Here is a 15,626-nt window from a genome sequence, read left to right as displayed (position 1 = left end):
TTCCCAGCTTGATCCCTTCGACTTGGCTCAGGGCAAGCGGGAGAGGTTCCATTAGTTTTATCTACATACCTGGACTTCCCCGTTGACAAAAGGCCATAACCTGTGCTGTAGAAGGGATTAAGAGAATTTCCGCCGCCCCGTTACTGGGTACAAATCAGGGAAACTCCCAATAAATCTAACGCTTTTTGTTGCAGTTGGGTCGGTCGAGTTATCTTAGAAAAACGATAACTTCCCTCCCTAATCGTACATTCCACTGTATTCAAGCAAATTGTCCCCAGGTCTTCCAACAAAGTCCGAAAGCTATGCACAGGGAGGTTCTCTTGATTCCGTTTTTTTCTCTCTTTAGACTGAGCGGATTCACTGCGACTCGCTTTAATCACATTCAGAGAACCATCATCAATTTCTTCATCCTCAAATAACAAAGGAGCCAAGCACTGTTTTAAATGCCATTCCACATAATAAGCCAACATACATAAAAAGATATGAGCTTTGACTCTATCACCCTTATAATGATAGATAGGACGTACCTTTAAATCAATTGACTTATAACAGCGAAATGCCTCCTCCACTTGAGACAAACTTTTATAAGCTTTAACCGTCGTCGCTGCATCCATCAAAGTTGACTCCAGAGAAGTTCTTAACACATACACACCATCCAAAGCCGTTTCTTGAGCGATTAATTCCCGCTGACGCTGATAAGAAAAGCCTTCCTCTGTTATCTCTAAGTTATAGTATTTATTGACCTTAAACTGATTAAGAACCTTGCCCACTCTCAAAGCTATCTTATCTTGACCCTTTAAAGCTCTTTTCTCCCTTTGAGTCGCCTGAACAATCAAATCTAGTTCCTTCTCTACCGCTTCTAATAATGCCTCTCTTTGTAGTTGATTTTTCTGGGCGATTAAGGGATTCCGACAAGCAATTAATCTTTCATCGGGATAATCTTCACTCTCAAATTCCACCAAGTTTACCTGATCAAATAATCCTAATTGAATCACTTCTACCTCAGCCAGTTTCCGAATTTGAGGCTTAGTTAAACCAGTAATATAGTCTAATCCTTCTATGGGTTTTACTAATTCGTTGATTTTCGAGTTGGTTAAAATTCCTCTATCGCTTACCCAGACAACATTCTCAATCCCCCAACCCTTTCTGACTTTCTCAATTTGTCCGCTTAAAGTAGCACCGTCTGAAGTGTTTCCTTCAAATACTTCTACCGCTATCGGACAACCCTTGGCTGAACAGAGCAGACCAAAAACTATCTGAGTTTTCCCTTTCTTTTTATCTCGGTTATAACCATATTTTCCCAGTTCACAACCATTTCCTTCTAGGTAGGTAGAAGTGACATCATACAAGACTAATGTTCCTGATTCTAAGTGTTTAATTGCTAGGTGCTTCTCAATTTTCTCTTGTTTTTCTAATAACCAATCTAAGGCGTTATATAATTCGTCTTCATCGGCTTTCTCTAAGTCTAACAATTGTCCTAAACTCTGACTACAAGTCTCGCTATTAAACCCTCTCGCTGTGGCTAGTTTCGATTTAGGATTGATGATTCTTGCCACAATCATCGCCACTACTAAGTTTCTGATTCGTGAGGATTTTTCACTGATTATTTTATCTAAACCTAATTTTTTAATCGTCTCTAAAATAGCCATCACATGACCATGAGGAAGACTTCTAATCACTTCAAAATGATTGGGAATGCCTTCATTCATGGACAGTGTTGCCCCTTTGAGAGCCAGTTTCAAATTGTCGATAATATCATCGGGTAATTTTGAGAGATTGGCCAGGGTTCTTTTTTTGACTTGATCTCCTTCTCGGTAGGACTCCCGAAGAAGAACGGCGGGGGGGGAATTACGGTTAGGAACTTTTTCTATATACATGGCTATCATTCTAGCAAATAGAGAGAATTCTTGTCCATTAAGAAATGTTACAAATTACATGGGTACATTAAGAAAAGTTAAGGGGCGTATCCATTGATGGATAAGGGTTTTCGGCTATTATAGTATATATGTATGGGGGAAGTTCAGACATACTATAGAAATCCACGACTCCTAGATTGTGTAGTGAATTACATTTATAAATGTATTGAAAATGATATAGTTTTAAAATTAAATTGCGCCCGCATTTGAGAGATCGAGGTGGTATGGATGGATTGGTTGATCGAAATCGTCAAAATCGCGGTGGCCACCGGCATAGCCACCACCTTCGACGACAATATTTATCTAACTGGCTTCTTTAGTGAGGTAAATCGTACCTTTCGCCCGGTTCACGTCGTCGTCGGCGAGCTAGTCGGGTTTACGGTCTTGGTATCGGTTAGCTTGATGGGTTTTCTACTCGGCTTAATCATCCCACCGATTTATATCGGTCTTCTCGGAATCTTGCCGATCCTCATCGGTGTGAGAAATTTACTGACGTTAAATCGGGATAACGAGAGGGAAACCGCAGATCACAAGGTGAATTTGCAAAGAAACGCCCAATTTCATGGATTCGCCTCCCGCAGACTATCCCTCGCTCAAGTCCTCAGAGATCGCCAAACCTATCGAGTTTCCGCGGTCACGATCTCCAATGGCGGCAATAATCTCGGTATCTATATTCCCCTATTCGCCAATAGTACCGTGGCGCAGTTAGCCGTAATCATCCCGATCTGCTATCTAATCGTCTGTACTTGGTTATTTCTCTCCTATAATCTAACCCGCCAACCGGGGATCGCGGTCGTCCTCAGCCGTTATGCCAGTAAGCTTTTCCCTTTTGTGCTGATGTGGTTGGGCCTACGGATTATTCTCGATAACGGATCCTATCGCCTGTTGATTCCCATCGGGTAAATTAGACCCCCCGTAAACGCCAATCTCCAGATCCCACGGGAGTCAAAATTCAGGAAGAGAGAATAAAAAATTAGTTGGTTTAGAGCAACCTTATCGAGAAAATCCCGATGAATGTATCACTGTTGCCAATTCGATCGCTGTTTCGTCCCTTTCGTTCCTTATCGGGGAGGAGCTTCCTTTCCTTCCTGTTAGTGGGACTGTTGGCAAGTATTGCCCTCGCCTCCTGCGGCGGGATCGGCTCGAAACCGGAGGTGAAACTGAATCTCGTTTCCTTCTCGGTCACGAAAGCCGCCCACGACCAGATTATCCCGAAATTCGTCGAGAAATGGCGGAAAGAGCATAACCAAAAAGTCATTTTCCAGCGGAGTTACGGCGGTTCCCTGGCCCAGGCCGATGACGTGCTCGCCGGGAAACAAGAGGCGGACGTGGTACATCTCGCCCTTCCCCTCGACGTGATGCGGATATCTCAAGCCGGCCTGATTAATCGCGGTTGGGAAGATCGGGTGCCGCGGCGGGGGGTGGTGAGTCACTCGGTTGCAGCGATTGTCACGCGGGCGGGAAATCCGAAAAAGATTCAATCTTGGGCGGATCTGGCTAGAGAGGACGTTACGGTTCTATCCGCCGATCCGAAAACTTCCGGGATCGCTATTTGGCAGTTATTAGCCCTCTGGGGTTCGGTGACGCAAACGGGGGGCGAACCGCAACAGGCATGGGATTTTGTCCGCCGGATCTATCAAAAGATTCCCACCCTAGCCAGGGACGCGCGGGAAGCCAGCAATGCCTTTTTCCAAGAAGGAAAGGGGGATGTTTTAGTCACCTACGAAAACGAGGTAATTCTAGCGGCAAGAAATCAACCAGATACCAATTACTTAGTCCCCCTGGTCAATATCTCGATCGATAATCCCGTGGCGGTAGTGGATAGAAATGTCGATAAACACGGCACGCGAGAGGTGGCCGAGGCCTTTGTGAATTTCCTCTATTCCGAGCCGGCACAACAGGAATTGGCCAAATTAGGCTATCGCTCGGTTAATCCCTTCGTGGCCAAGGATGAAGGATTACAATTCCCGCCGATCAAGACCCTTTTCAACGCCCAAGATATCGGGGGTTGGACGTTGATCGAAAAGGAATTTCTGGCCAATAACGGCATCTTCGAGCAGATTAAAAACCAGTCGGCTTCCTAACATTTTTCCCGCTTTAATCTATGAAATTCTCTCATTATTTTTTCCTAATCTCCCTTCTGATGGCGAGTAATTTGATCGCCGGTTGCGGTCGTCCGGCCGACTCGGCCGAGAAAGAAGCGCCAGTCTCGATCGACGGTGGTGCGGTGGGTTTCGCCCTTTCCCTCGCCGTTGCCGAAGAATATCAGAGAATCCATCCCGACGCAAGGGTTAGCGTCGCCACCAGTGGAACCGGGGGCGGTTTTAGTAAGTTCTGCGCTGGAAATCTCGACATTGCCGGGGCATCGCGGGTGATCCGGAAGGAAGAGATCGAGAAATGTCGGGAAAACGGCGTGGAATTTCTGGAATTACCGATGGCGATCGACGGATTGGCGGTGATCGTCAATAAAAAAAATCAATTCGCCAAGTGTTTAACGATTAAAGAACTCGATCGAATGTGGAACACCAAAGCGGAGGGTAGGATTACCAGTTGGAAACAGATTAATCCCAAATTTCCCGACGAGAGATTATTACTTTTCGCCCCGCCTTCCGATACGGGAACCTTCGATTATTTCACCCAAGCGATCACGGGAAAACGGAGAAATAGCCGCACCGATTTTACCCCGAACCGCAATCAAAACGCCCTCGTACAGGGGGTGATCGGCAATCCATCCGCGCTTGCGTATTTAGGCATCTCTTTCTATATGCAGAACCAAGATCGATTGAACTTGGTGGCGATCAAAAATAATGAAGGAAAATGCGTCAAACCGGTCCCCCTCGATAACGTTCTCCGCAATGTCTATAATCCCCTTTCCCGTCCCCTATTTATCTACGTCAACAAGAATAATTTAAAAACGAATCCATCCCTGGAAAAATTCGTGCGCTTCTATTTAGAAAATTCCTGGAAATGGGTCGATGGCGTGGGTTACGTCGCTTTACCTGATGAGGCCTACGTCAAAACCCTGCGGAAATTCGAGCGCGGGGAAACGGGATCGAAATTCGGCAAAGCTAAACCGGGAGAACCGATCACGAACTTTATCTAAAAAAGGAATTTTGTTAAACCATGACCTTAACCCCGAGTTCTTTCGATAATTCTTTTTTCGCGGCAGATAATTCACTCCTCAAGCACCCCGGCGACGATATTCAAGAGAAGATAATCGCGCTGATTCTCTTCGCTTGCGCTTTCGTTTCCGTGGCGACGACAATCGGCATCGTGGCGATTATTTTTAGTGAAACCTGGGGATTTTTTCAAGAGGTATCTTTCGCCCAATTCTTTCTCGATACCCGTTGGACTCCACTGTTCGCCACCCCTCATTTCGGTATCTGGCCGCTAATTAACGGGACATTTTTAACCACAGCCATCGCTATGTCCGTCGCGGTTCCTTTAGGCCTATCTTCCGCGATCTACCTCGCCGAATACGCAAAACCGAACCTAGCGGCGATTTTACGCCCTGCGGTGGAACTTCTCGCCGGGATTCCCACGGTGGTGTACGGGTACTTCGCCCTACTCGTGGTCACGCCCACTTTGCGGAATCTTTTCCCCGTCGAGATTTTTAACGCCCTCAGCGCCGGGTTAATGATGGGGATCATGATCACTCCCACGGTGGGATCGATTAGTTTAGACGCGATCCGAGCGGTTCCCCGTTCCCTGCGCGAGGGTTCCTACGCCCTAGGAATTACCAAGCTGGAAACGATTTTTAAAGTGGTTCTCCCCGCCGCCCTCTCCGGGATCATGGCCTCGATTATTTTGGGAATGTCGCGGGCGGTGGGGGAAACGATGACGGTGTTGATCGCCGCCGGCTCGCAACCCCGGCTTACCCTCAATCCCTTCGAGTCGATCGCCACGATGACCGCTTTTATGGCCGAGATTTCCGGGGGAGATGCGCCCCGGGGCAGTCTCAGTTTTAAAACCCTCTACGCGGTCGGCGCGCTGCTTTTTCTGATCACGCTGGTGCTGAATCTAGCCAGTTACTGGATATCCCACCGTTTTAAAGAAAAATACGATTGATTTCCCATGGTTAAATCCTCTGTCAAATCCGATACTGTTGAATTTATCGACCATCTCGAACGCCGCGAGGCGATCGGCAAATTCTGCGAGTATCTTTTCCTCTTCGGTTTACTGATCGGTTTGTTCGTTCTGGCGCTGTTGGTGTTGAATATCGCCCACGATGGACTCGGACGACTCTTAACCCCCGGATTCCTCACGGAAACGCCTTCCCGTTTCCCGGAAAGGGGCGGTATCCGTCCGGCGATCATCGGTAGTTTCTATCTGGGAATTATCGTGCTTCTCGTGGCGGTGCCGATCGGGGTCGGGTCGGCTTTGTATCTAGAGGAATACGCCCCGAAAACTTGGTGGACGGCACTGATCGAGGTGAATATCGGCAATCTGGCCGGGGTTCCCTCGATCGTCTACGGCTTATTAGGATTAGCGGTTTTTAACTATCTGCTCAATTTTGGCCCGACGCTGATTTCTGGCGCTTTAACCCTTGCGCTTCTCTCGCTGCCGGTGATTATCGTCACGGCGCGGGAGGCGATCCGGGCGGTTCCCGATTCCCTACGCCAAGCCTCCTACGGTCTAGGCAGTACCAAATGGCAGACGATCCAACACCATGTTTTACCCTACGCGGTGCCGGGGATTCTCACGGGGGTGATTATCTCCGTGTCGCGGGCGATCGGGGACGCGGCTTCCTTAATGGTCGTCGGTGCGGTTAGTTTCCTCACTTTCGATCCTGGTTTATTCCAACGCTTTATGGCACTACCGATTCAAATTTTCAGCTATATCACCCGTCCCGAACCCGGTTTCGCCAATGCGGCGGCGGCCGCGATTATCGTTCTGATCCTGTTAATTCTCGCCCTCAACGCCATCGCCATCTATCTACGTCAACGTTATTCGACACTGAATTAGGGAAGGCAGCGGGCAAGGGGATACATAACCTTCCCTACTCCTGCACTCCCCACTTTTCCAGTACGGGAGGGTTTGCAAACCCGCCCCTCTAAAAAAACCATCGATCTTTAATAAACGATCAGGAGAATTTTTGCCATGACTACCCACCTTAACCCAGATCACAGTGTTTTCGACGCAGAAGGGGTCAAAGTTTTTTATAACGGGTTTCTCGCTCTTCTGGACGTTCATATTAAAATTCCCGCGCGAAAAATCATCGCCTTTATCGGCCCGTCCGGTTGCGGGAAAAGTACCCTCTTGCGCTGCTTTAACCGAATGAATGATCTGATCCCCGGCGCCAAGGTGGAGGGAAAACTACTTTACCGAAATCAGAATATTTACGATTCGCAGGTCAATGCGGTCAAGTTAAGGCGACAGGTGGGGATGGTTTTCCAACGTCCCAACCCTTTTCCCAAGAGCATTTACGAGAATATCGCCTACGCGCCCCGAACCAACGGTTATCAGGGAAATCTTGATGAATTGGTCGAGTATTCCCTGCGGCAGGCGGCGATCTGGGAGGAAGTAAAGGACAAACTGAAAGAAAAAGGAACGGCACTATCGGGGGGACAACAACAGCGTCTCTGTATCGCCCGTGCAATCGCGATGAAGCCAGATGTTTTATTGATGGATGAACCCTGTTCGGCCCTCGATCCCATCTCTACCCGTCAGGTGGAGGAATTGTGCCTACAACTGAAGGAAAGTTACACGATCATTACCGTCACCCACAATATGCAGCAGGCATCGCGGATCGCCGACTGGACGGCGTTTTTTAACACCGAAACCGATCCCTCCGGGAAACGCCGGGGAAAATTAGTCGAATTTAGCCCCACGGAAGTTATGTTCGGCAATCCGCAAACCGACGAGGCCCGGGAGTATATTACCGGGCGATTTGGGTAATTGAAACAGAAAAAAAGCCGATAGTCTGTTTTTCACAACCGTGCGCGGTTTTATGCCGAGACACCCATTGCTATGAATAGAAAGGACTGGATTTTCGCTATTTTGTTGGTTTTTGTCCCGATCTCGATCGCCTGGAATTTCCTGCGTTGGGACGTGACGATCGTTTTCCTGAGTGCCTGTCTAGCGATTGTTCCCCTGGCCGCTTACATGGGAAAGGCAACCGAGGAAATCGCCGTCGTGGTCGGTCCCAATCTCGGCGGTTTATTGAACGCCACCTTCGGCAACGCTACCGAATTAATTCTCGCCTACGCCGCCCTCGAAGAAGGTTTGATCGAGGTGGTGAAAGCGACGATTACCGGTTCGATTATCGGGAATCTGCTGCTGGTAACGGGCTTATCGATGTTTTTCGGCGGCTTACGCTATAAAGAACAGAAATTCCAGCCCGTGACCGCCCGTTTAAATTCCTCGTCGATGAATCTCGCCGTGGCAGCGATCCTCCTACCCACGACCGTTCAATACACCTCCGCAGAAATCCAGGAGATTGCCCTACAGCGTCTCTCGGTAGCGTTGGCGGCGGTATTAATTTTTGTGTATTGCCTGAGTCTGCTGTTTTCGATGAAGACCCATACCTATCTTTACGAGGTGGGGGACGCAGATCTCGATCAAGAGTCGGGGGAAGCGGTAAGCGTAAAAAAGCCGAATCTCTGGCTCTGGGTGGGGATATTACTGCTCGTGACGCTCGGTGTGGCGATCGAATCGGAATTATTAGTTAATACCCTAGAGGAAGCCACGCATAAATTAGGATTAACGACCCTTTTCACGGGGGTGATCCTGCTGCCAATTATCGGCAACGCGGCCGAACACGCCACCGCGGTTAGGGTCGCCTTAAAAGACAAAATGGATCTGGCGGTTTCCGTGACGGTGGGTTCGAGTCTGCAAATCGCACTTTTTGTCGCACCGGTTCTCGTAATCGCCGGTTATTTCCTCGGTCAGCCGATGGCTCTCGATTTCGATCCGTTTGAATTGGTCGCCGTCGCCGTCGCGGTGTGGCTGACTAACTCGATCAGTAACGACGGTCGCTCGAACTGGCTAGAGGGTATATTACTCGTCGCCACCTACGCAGTGATCACCCTTGCTTTCTTTTTCCATCCCGCACCGGGATAGAGCCATCGGTCGTGGGAAATACAGTTTCTCCATCGGGATAGGTAGTAAAATTCTTCCGTTCCAGAACCTTTGAAGGAAAAGCCGAACAAGGTATAACGAACGGACGAACCCGACGGCCATCTTAAGGAAAAAACCATGATCGAGATTGTGATCGCGATATCTACCGGTGTAGCGGCATTCGTCGCCACCAACCTCGACGATATATTGATCCTGACGATTCTCTTCAGCCAAACGGGGAAACTCTTCCGTCATCGCGATATCGTCATCGGTCAGTATATCGGCTTTAGTCTGCTTGTTATTGCCAGTTTAGCGGGATTTTTCGGGTGCTTTCTCATCCCTACCCCATGGATTCGCTATCTAGGCCTCGTTCCTGTGATTCTCGGCATCGTTTCCCTTCTCAAAGAAGAGGAGAAGGAGGAGGAGCCGGAGAATGTCGAAGTGGACCTGGAGGGTGCGAAACATTCCCCCTTCGGTGGTTGGTTTGACCCGCGCACCTATAGCGTGGCTGCGTTGACCGTCGCCAACGGCAGCGATAATATCGGTATTTACGTTCCCCTGTTTGCCAGTAGTACCGTGACAAGTCTGATCGTTATCGTCAGCGTGTTTTTGATTCTGGTGGGGGTTTGGTGTGCGTTCGCCTACGGGTTGACCAGCGTGCCGACCATCGCCACTATCTTAACCAGTCAGGGAAGCACCTTTGTTCCCTGTGTGCTGATCGGTTTAGGGATTTTTATCGTCAAAGAAAGTATTCCCCTCACGTTTTTGGCCTTAGCAATTAGCTATCTCTGGGCGATCATCGGTCGCAGTCAGGGACTGGCAAGAAAATAAAGTACCATTTATTTACTAGGCAGAATTATCACATTAAATCTGGTTATTAAAAACTGATTATTTATTTCTCCTTTTGCCTCTTGCCTTTTGCCTTTTGACTGTCCTTATAAGTAGCCTATACTCAACGGATTTAGTATTACTTCCCACTTGATCACTCAATCCAAGCTTTTGGGGGGTTCTACCCCCCAAACCCCCCGTTGGGGACGCAAGCGCCGTCCCCAAACCCCTCGCGCATTAGTTTTTCGGTGGGATGCTTACACGCAGCTGCTGACGCATCTGTAATAATTTAAGAGTCACTCCCCTTGCAGGAGTACCTCTCCTGATATGTAGCTTATACTTAACGGATTTAGTATGATCGACGAATTTGCGTTATTTCAGTTTCTATTTCCCAGGCAGAATTATCACATTAAATCTGGTTATTAAAAACTGATTATTTATTTCTCCTTTTGCCTCTTGCCTTTTGCCTTTTGACTGTCCTTATAAGTAGCCTATACTCAACGGATTTAGTATTACTTCCCAAGGGGTGATTCCGAGTGGGAGGTAGGGTTAGGAGATTTTGACTCACTGAGAACAACGATTTGATGCGTTGCATTCCAGACGCTTTTGACGCTCTGCTAAGATTGTTTTTAAATTCGGTCTTCCGGTTAAGGTTAATCGCCAAGAAGCCCAAATTTCATAGATAATATCCACTAGAAACCCGATAACCGGCCATTTGGTAGCGGCATAAATCCAACCGATGCCTAAAATGTCATAGACTTGGCGAAACACTTCCACATTTTGGAGAATAGTACCATCGGCTAGTACAGCGTGGATTCGTCCCATGGCCGCCGCGAAGGAAATACCGCCATTTTCCTCCGGATTATAGTTTTCGGCGGCAATATCGACAAAAGCAACTAATCCTCTCCCAGCATCCCGTTTTTGCAGAAAATTGACCTCGCGCAAGCAGAGGGGACATTCTCCATCGTAGAGAAGTTTAATTTTCCAAGAGGGCGATCGAGTAGAATTTTCTAAGGTATCAGCAGATGGAGTCGGTAAAGATGACATGATCTTCTAGGGATTCTCTTTTCAGTGAACAGTGAACAGTAAACAGTAATCAGTGAACTGAAAACTCAAATCCGATCACTGACTCCTGACTCCTGATGATTATTTTATGGCAATTCATCAGATTGGATGGCATCACTCTCTATTGGTTCTCGATCGTTGCGTTTTGAGAAACCCCAAGCAAAGAGGATAGCAATTAAACTAATCATAATCCATTCCGGCGGCACAAAATCGGGACTAATCACCCGCAACAGCAATCTTAAACCCACCAAACCGACGGTGACAAAACCAGCATCTTCTAGGTGGGTGTATTCCTCTAACCAGCGAATAAATAAACCCGCCATAAAGCGCAGGGTAACTACTCCGATCGTACCACCAAGCAGGATCAACCAAGTATCATCGGCCACGGCGATGGAGGTGGTAACACTATCGAGGGAAAAAGCTAAATCGGTAACGGCAATTAGGGGGATAGCTTGCCAGAGAGATTGAAACTTGAGACTATGATGGGTGTGATCCTTGTCTTCAGGGGAGGCAAAGTAATTAAAGACTAACCAGAGCAAATATACTGCTCCCAAAAGTTCAAACTGCCAGTATTTAACCACCCAGGTGGCAGTAAGAATCAAGACCATACGGAGAATATAGGCGAAAACTAAGCCAATATTCAAGGCCTGACGTTGACGCTGATGATCTCCTAATCCCTGTGCTATGGAAGCGAGAGCAATGGCGTTATCTGCTGATAATACCGCTTCTAGGGCAATGAGAACCAACAGAATTAACGGGGTTTTTAGACTAAGGGTTAGAGATGAATCAAGGAGCGAGTCTAACATTGAGGCCGCAGGTAAAAATAAATGTAATCATGGCAATATCTCAGCTTAACGCTTTTACAACTTTCTTTTCTAGGGGAGATAACCGTCATCGGGGTGGGGAGATATGAAGTCTTGTAACGAAATGATGCAGAGAACCCCGATGATGTCGGAAAGTATTGGATGAATATCTTTATGAGGAGATAATCAGCAATGCTTTCTGATACTCAAGTTCTAGTCGCTCTGGTAATTGCTTTAATCCCCGGGATTTTGGCTTTTCGTCTAGCGACGGAACTTTATAAGTAAAGTCGCTTTCAATAAACCCCAATCCCGTCTAACCTAGTTATAGGATAGACCGATTGGGGTTTTTTAGGTTATCGGTTATCAGTGATTGGGTGTAAATTGAAAGTAATTAGCCACCTTTCTCACCGATTTTACTTGTACTCATAAATCTATGACCGCACGAACACGAAACCAAACCGACAAAAAACCACAAAAAAAGCAAAAAAGCGGCAATAAATCCCAAAAATGGCAAATTATCGAGATTTGGCTGCGAATTATTGCCTATAGCGCTCTTTCGATCACGGCGGTTTTTGCGATCGCTCGTTTGCTACCTTACCAACAGATGCAACAGGCAAAACTGGAAGAAGTGCGTTTGGCGGCCCAAGAAAAGGAGGAACGGGTTAATCAATTGCGAGATCAATTTACTCGCAGCTTTGATCCTAGTCAAGCGCGGCAAGTGATGGGGGAACAAAGTCCCCGACGGGATCCTAATCAAAGACGCATTTTTTGGGTTTCTCAGTAGAATTGAGCGAGATAAATGCGTTTTTGAGCAGATTATTGGGGTATTTTGCCGATGCTGGTTGTTCACAACGAAAAAATTCTCGATTTCATTAAATACCGCTACTCTCTGGGGGAGCTTCAGAGATTATCCGCGTTTTTGTCGGAAAATGATGTCTTGAGATTTCCCCATCTGGAAAATGGCTTATTTCCAGCAGCATTAGTCAGTAATGAGACAGAATACACCGGATATGCCAATGTTTGGCTGAGGGATAACGTTTATCTGGCTTATTCTCACTATGTTATCGGACAGACAGCGATCGCTGTCAAGAATATTCAGACTTTGATGAACTATTTTCAAAAGTTCCAAAGGCGTTTTATTAATATTATCCAAGGTCGGGTTAATCCTGAAAAGATCAGGGAACGTCCTCATATTCGTTTTGAGGGACGTACACTAACGGAAATTGACCAAGTTTGGCAACACGCACAAAATGATACTCTTGGCTATTTTCTCTGGTTTTATTGTCGTTTAGCACGGGAAAAATATATTCAGCTTTCCCCCGATTGTCTAGAAACAATTGCCCTATTCCCCTTATATTTTCAAGCGATTAGTTATTGGCAGGATGAGGATAGCGGTCACTTAAATCAGGTTTTTATGTCAAGCTATTTTGAAAGCCTTGCTAGAAACCAGTTTTAGGGATAAGTATAATTAGGATATGCTGAAAAAGTTTTTCGTGGGGACAGGGTGTGGGGTGTGGGGTGTGGGGTGTAGGGTTTTACCCATACGAGAAATTTTTTGTCGCAAACCCTACTTAACATCTTCCCCAACAGCCAACCCCTAACGCTCCTTTTGCCGAGGTTATCTGCCATTTTCCAATAAAAACCTTCTTTCTGCGCGAACAATTGCCTCTCTAGTGGCTAAAACTGCTTCTGTATCCACCGAAAGAGAAGTCACACCCCAAGCAATCAGATCATCGATAATTTCAGGATACTGGACGATGGCCATGCCGCAAACGGAACAGGGAATCTGTAAAACTTTTGCTTGAGTGATAATTTGTTTTAAAACTGCCCTGACTGCGGGATGACGGGCGTTAAAATATTCTGAGAAATGTTCTCGATCGCTACCTAAAAGTAATTGAGTTAAATCATTAGTACCAATAGCGATTAACTGTACCCCTGCTTGCACATAATCCCTCAATTGAAAGATTACCCCCGGTACTTCCACCATTATCCCCAATTGGAAAGAAGGGACTTGAGTGAGTAAAGCCGATTGTACCCGTTGCCGGCAGAAAATAAATTCTTCAACCCCACGGACAAAGGGAAGCAGTAAATTAATATTGGTGGCGCTGGTGGTTTGTACCCGTCGTAAAGCTTGCAATTCTAGATCAAATAGAGTCGGATCTAATATATAACCATGGGTTCCCCGACTGTCTTTAGCCGAATGTTGAGCATCAAAAGAACGGTAAAATAAAGGCTTAGGCTGGATACTAAGGGCAAATTGTGCGATTAAATCACTTAATCTCTCGATCAATGCTTCTTGATGCTCTGGTGTTAACCATTCTTCTAGATTGCGCTGAGAAAGTAACTCTAAAATCATCCATTCTGAGCGCAATAAACCGATCCCATCAATAGGCAGTTCTTGGATTCTGGCAATACTTTCAGTTTGACTGAGATTAACCATCAAACGGGTAGCAATTGCCGTCCCGTCGGTTTCTCTGGGGGGTGCTGGGGGTAAGGAAATCTGTTCCTGAGATGCTAGAGAAATAATTCCCCTCGTACCATCTACTAAAATTATCTCGCCTGAGCGGATAATTTCTGTGGCATTTTTTACCCCGACAATGGCAGGAATGGCTAATTCCCGGGCTAAGATGGCTCCATGGCTAGTTAATCCCCCCTGTTCCGTGATCATTGCTCGAATTTGGCGTAAATGGGGCAGTTTTTTCGGAGGTAAATTAGTAGTAACCAGAATGCAATCCTGAAAATTTGCCTCTGGGGAGTCGAAATTGCTGATCACTTTTGCCACTCCCGATGCCAACCCTGGGGATGCCCCTAATCCTCTTAAGGGATAATTGGAGGTAGTAGCGGTGATTTCCTGACTGTGACAGTTGAGAATATAAATTTGACCATCTAGCATCATCAGCCATTCTATGCTGGTTAAGCTGGGTTTTTCCGCTAGTAGAGATTGAACCAGTTGACAAAGGCGATCGATGGCGAAATTATCTAAACAGTAGCTTTCCTGTAAACTGGGTGCTAATAATTGTGGTGCAAGCAGATTACTGTCACTGTTGAGATAATAAGCCCTGGATTTATTGCCTAATTGCCGACTGCGTAATTGACCGGAGCGATCGATAATATAGGTATCCGGTGCCACTTCTCCATTAGCTAAACTGTGTCCTAATCCCCAAACCGCCTGAATTTGCCAGTTATCCTCATTAATCAGCACATTTCCCGCACAATTGGCTGGTAATAATGGTTGTACCAGTAAAGATAATTGAATTTTTTCTAAACCAATTCCCACTTTTCGCCAATAAAATAGACTTCTGGCGGTGAATAACTCCGCCCAAGCTTGTTTTAGGGCATTTTCTAGATTATCTGCTTTAATTCCACTGATGGGGGCGGAAAATAAACCGAGAGTTCGCCGAGCCAGATGAGCAGGTAAGGAAAAGCGCCATACTAGGCTATCCATGGATAATTGTGCCACGGCCGCCGTTAGTTCTTCTAACCAGAGAGGAGGAATTTGCGCTTGTAAAATGGCCCGCCGACTTTCTTTGGCGACTAATTGCAGAGCTTTTGGGTTATCTACGTCTAAATAGAGGGAAGACTGGGGAAAATCAGTCAGGAATGAGTCAGTATTGTTGATAGTTTCCAAAAATTCCGCAAAAATGCGGTTAAAAATGGCAAATCCCCTGATAATTGGGTATCCTCGCTGGTGTAATTCACTGGCAATAAAAGCTTTTTCCCCCACCAGGGGGCGATCAGAAGCACTAATGCGATCGAGCCAGCAGAGAATGGTCACGGGATTTGTTAAGAATGGTGAAAGGATTGTAAAATTATTGTGTGATTTTTGTAACTTTTTGGTTCTATCTGCTAGTTTAACTCACCGTCACTATCTTGAGGATGATCTGGAAAGTGGGGTGTAGGGTGTAGGGTGTGGGGTGTGGGGTGTAGGGTGTGGAGAGGGGAGAATAAATAAAAG

The 15,626-nt window shown here is 46.6% G+C and carries 15 protein-coding genes; 11 read left to right on the top strand and 4 right to left on the bottom strand.

What is annotated here, in order from left to right:
* Positions 1-140: 140 nt before the first annotated feature.
* Positions 141-1,877, bottom strand: coding sequence for an IS1634 family transposase (locus ACQY1X_RS03425; protein ID WP_430015718.1), 1,737 nt, complete (start codon positions 1,875-1,877; stop codon positions 141-143).
* A gap of 267 nt (positions 1,878-2,144) precedes the next feature.
* Between ACQY1X_RS03425 and ACQY1X_RS03420 the strand changes: the two genes are divergently transcribed.
* The 8 genes from ACQY1X_RS03420 (at position 2,145) to ACQY1X_RS03385 (ending at position 9,806) form a co-directional block, all read left to right on the top strand.
* The gene (locus tag ACQY1X_RS03420) at positions 2,145-2,819 is read left to right on the top strand and encodes a cadmium resistance transporter (protein ID WP_430015400.1); all 675 of its coding nucleotides are present in this window, start codon (positions 2,145-2,147) and stop codon (positions 2,817-2,819) included.
* Positions 2,820-2,926: 107 nt separating this feature from the next.
* Positions 2,927-4,000, top strand: coding sequence for a sulfate ABC transporter substrate-binding protein (locus ACQY1X_RS03415; protein ID WP_430015399.1), 1,074 nt, complete (start codon positions 2,927-2,929; stop codon positions 3,998-4,000).
* 20 nt (positions 4,001-4,020) lie between these two features.
* On the top strand, positions 4,021-5,019 hold the full coding sequence (locus ACQY1X_RS03410) for a PstS family phosphate ABC transporter substrate-binding protein (RefSeq protein WP_430015398.1): 999 nt from the start codon (positions 4,021-4,023) through the stop codon (positions 5,017-5,019).
* Positions 5,020-5,039: 20 nt separating this feature from the next.
* Entirely contained in the window at positions 5,040-5,984 is a 945-nt protein-coding gene (pstC, locus tag ACQY1X_RS03405) for a phosphate ABC transporter permease subunit PstC (RefSeq protein WP_103111599.1), read from the top strand.
* 6 nt (positions 5,985-5,990) lie between these two features.
* Positions 5,991-6,881: a phosphate ABC transporter permease PstA gene (pstA, locus tag ACQY1X_RS03400; RefSeq protein WP_002738206.1), complete on the top strand. Its 891-nt coding sequence runs from the start codon at positions 5,991-5,993 to the stop codon at positions 6,879-6,881.
* Positions 6,882-7,016: 135 nt separating this feature from the next.
* Positions 7,017-7,814, top strand: a complete 798-nt coding sequence (pstB, locus tag ACQY1X_RS03395; protein WP_016516758.1) for a phosphate ABC transporter ATP-binding protein PstB — start codon at positions 7,017-7,019, stop codon at positions 7,812-7,814.
* A gap of 72 nt (positions 7,815-7,886) precedes the next feature.
* Positions 7,887-8,978, top strand: a complete 1,092-nt coding sequence (cax, locus tag ACQY1X_RS03390; protein WP_130758528.1) for a calcium/proton exchanger — start codon at positions 7,887-7,889, stop codon at positions 8,976-8,978.
* A gap of 135 nt (positions 8,979-9,113) precedes the next feature.
* On the top strand, positions 9,114-9,806 hold the full coding sequence (locus ACQY1X_RS03385; protein ID WP_430015397.1) for a cadmium resistance transporter: 693 nt from the start codon (positions 9,114-9,116) through the stop codon (positions 9,804-9,806).
* Positions 9,807-10,367: 561 nt separating this feature from the next.
* On the opposite strand, the gene ACQY1X_RS03380 is transcribed toward ACQY1X_RS03385, so the two are convergent.
* On the bottom strand, positions 10,368-10,850 hold the full coding sequence (locus ACQY1X_RS03380) for a thiol-disulfide oxidoreductase DCC family protein (RefSeq protein WP_430015396.1): 483 nt from the start codon (positions 10,848-10,850) through the stop codon (positions 10,368-10,370).
* Between the two features lie 104 nt (positions 10,851-10,954).
* On the bottom strand, positions 10,955-11,674 hold the full coding sequence (locus ACQY1X_RS03375) for a TerC family protein (protein WP_193956532.1): 720 nt from the start codon (positions 11,672-11,674) through the stop codon (positions 10,955-10,957).
* Between the two features lie 189 nt (positions 11,675-11,863).
* On the opposite strand from ACQY1X_RS03375, the gene psaM reads away from it, so the two are divergent.
* The 3 genes from psaM (at position 11,864) to ACQY1X_RS03360 (ending at position 13,127) form a co-directional block, all read left to right on the top strand.
* A complete protein-coding gene (gene psaM, locus ACQY1X_RS03370; protein ID WP_012264462.1) occupies positions 11,864-11,956 on the top strand; it encodes a photosystem I reaction center subunit XII in 93 nt (30 codons plus the stop codon).
* A 148-nt stretch (positions 11,957-12,104) separates the two neighbouring features.
* On the top strand, positions 12,105-12,455 hold the full coding sequence (locus ACQY1X_RS03365) for a hypothetical protein (RefSeq protein ID WP_430015395.1): 351 nt from the start codon (positions 12,105-12,107) through the stop codon (positions 12,453-12,455).
* A gap of 51 nt (positions 12,456-12,506) precedes the next feature.
* Positions 12,507-13,127, top strand: coding sequence for a glycoside hydrolase family 15 protein (locus tag ACQY1X_RS03360; protein ID WP_149106691.1), 621 nt, complete (start codon positions 12,507-12,509; stop codon positions 13,125-13,127).
* Positions 13,128-13,289: 162 nt separating this feature from the next.
* Here the strand turns inward: ACQY1X_RS03360 and ACQY1X_RS03355 are convergent, their stop codons facing one another.
* Complete coding sequence (locus ACQY1X_RS03355) at positions 13,290-15,446, bottom strand: putative PEP-binding protein (RefSeq protein WP_430015394.1); 2,157 nt, start codon at positions 15,444-15,446, stop codon at positions 13,290-13,292.
* Between the last annotated feature and the right edge of the window lie 180 nt (positions 15,447-15,626).

Source organism: Microcystis protocystis FBCC-A270, from assembly GCF_050500235.1.
GTDB lineage: Bacteria > Cyanobacteriota > Cyanobacteriia > Cyanobacteriales > Microcystaceae > Microcystis > Microcystis ichthyoblabe_A.
The sequence above is the reverse complement of the archived record's forward strand: the minus strand, read 5'-3'. Positions and strand labels throughout refer to the sequence as shown.

Excerpts from the sequence above, each read along its gene's own strand:
- ACQY1X_RS03410 (WP_430015398.1), top strand. The coding sequence starts at position 4,021 with ATGAAATTCTCTCATTATTTTTTCCTAATCTCCCTTCTGATGGCGAGT.
- ACQY1X_RS03375 (WP_193956532.1), bottom strand. The coding sequence starts at position 11,674 with ATGTTAGACTCGCTCCTTGATTCATCTCTAACCCTTAGTCTAAAAACC.
- ACQY1X_RS03425 (WP_430015718.1), bottom strand. The coding sequence starts at position 1,877 with ATGTATATAGAAAAAGTTCCTAACCGTAATTCCCCCCCCGCCGTTCTT.
- pstA (WP_002738206.1), top strand. The coding sequence starts at position 5,991 with ATGGTTAAATCCTCTGTCAAATCCGATACTGTTGAATTTATCGACCAT.
- cax (WP_130758528.1), top strand. The coding sequence starts at position 7,887 with ATGAATAGAAAGGACTGGATTTTCGCTATTTTGTTGGTTTTTGTCCCG.
- ACQY1X_RS03385 (WP_430015397.1), top strand. The coding sequence starts at position 9,114 with ATGATCGAGATTGTGATCGCGATATCTACCGGTGTAGCGGCATTCGTC.
- ACQY1X_RS03380 (WP_430015396.1), bottom strand. The coding sequence starts at position 10,850 with ATGTCATCTTTACCGACTCCATCTGCTGATACCTTAGAAAATTCTACT.
- ACQY1X_RS03420 (WP_430015400.1), top strand. The coding sequence starts at position 2,145 with ATGGATTGGTTGATCGAAATCGTCAAAATCGCGGTGGCCACCGGCATA.
- psaM (WP_012264462.1), top strand. The coding sequence starts at position 11,864 with ATGCTTTCTGATACTCAAGTTCTAGTCGCTCTGGTAATTGCTTTAATC.
- pstB (WP_016516758.1), top strand. The coding sequence starts at position 7,017 with ATGACTACCCACCTTAACCCAGATCACAGTGTTTTCGACGCAGAAGGG.
- ACQY1X_RS03365 (WP_430015395.1), top strand. The coding sequence starts at position 12,105 with ATGACCGCACGAACACGAAACCAAACCGACAAAAAACCACAAAAAAAG.
- ACQY1X_RS03415 (WP_430015399.1), top strand. The coding sequence starts at position 2,927 with ATGAATGTATCACTGTTGCCAATTCGATCGCTGTTTCGTCCCTTTCGT.
- ACQY1X_RS03360 (WP_149106691.1), top strand. The coding sequence starts at position 12,507 with ATGCTGGTTGTTCACAACGAAAAAATTCTCGATTTCATTAAATACCGC.
- pstC (WP_103111599.1), top strand. The coding sequence starts at position 5,040 with ATGACCTTAACCCCGAGTTCTTTCGATAATTCTTTTTTCGCGGCAGAT.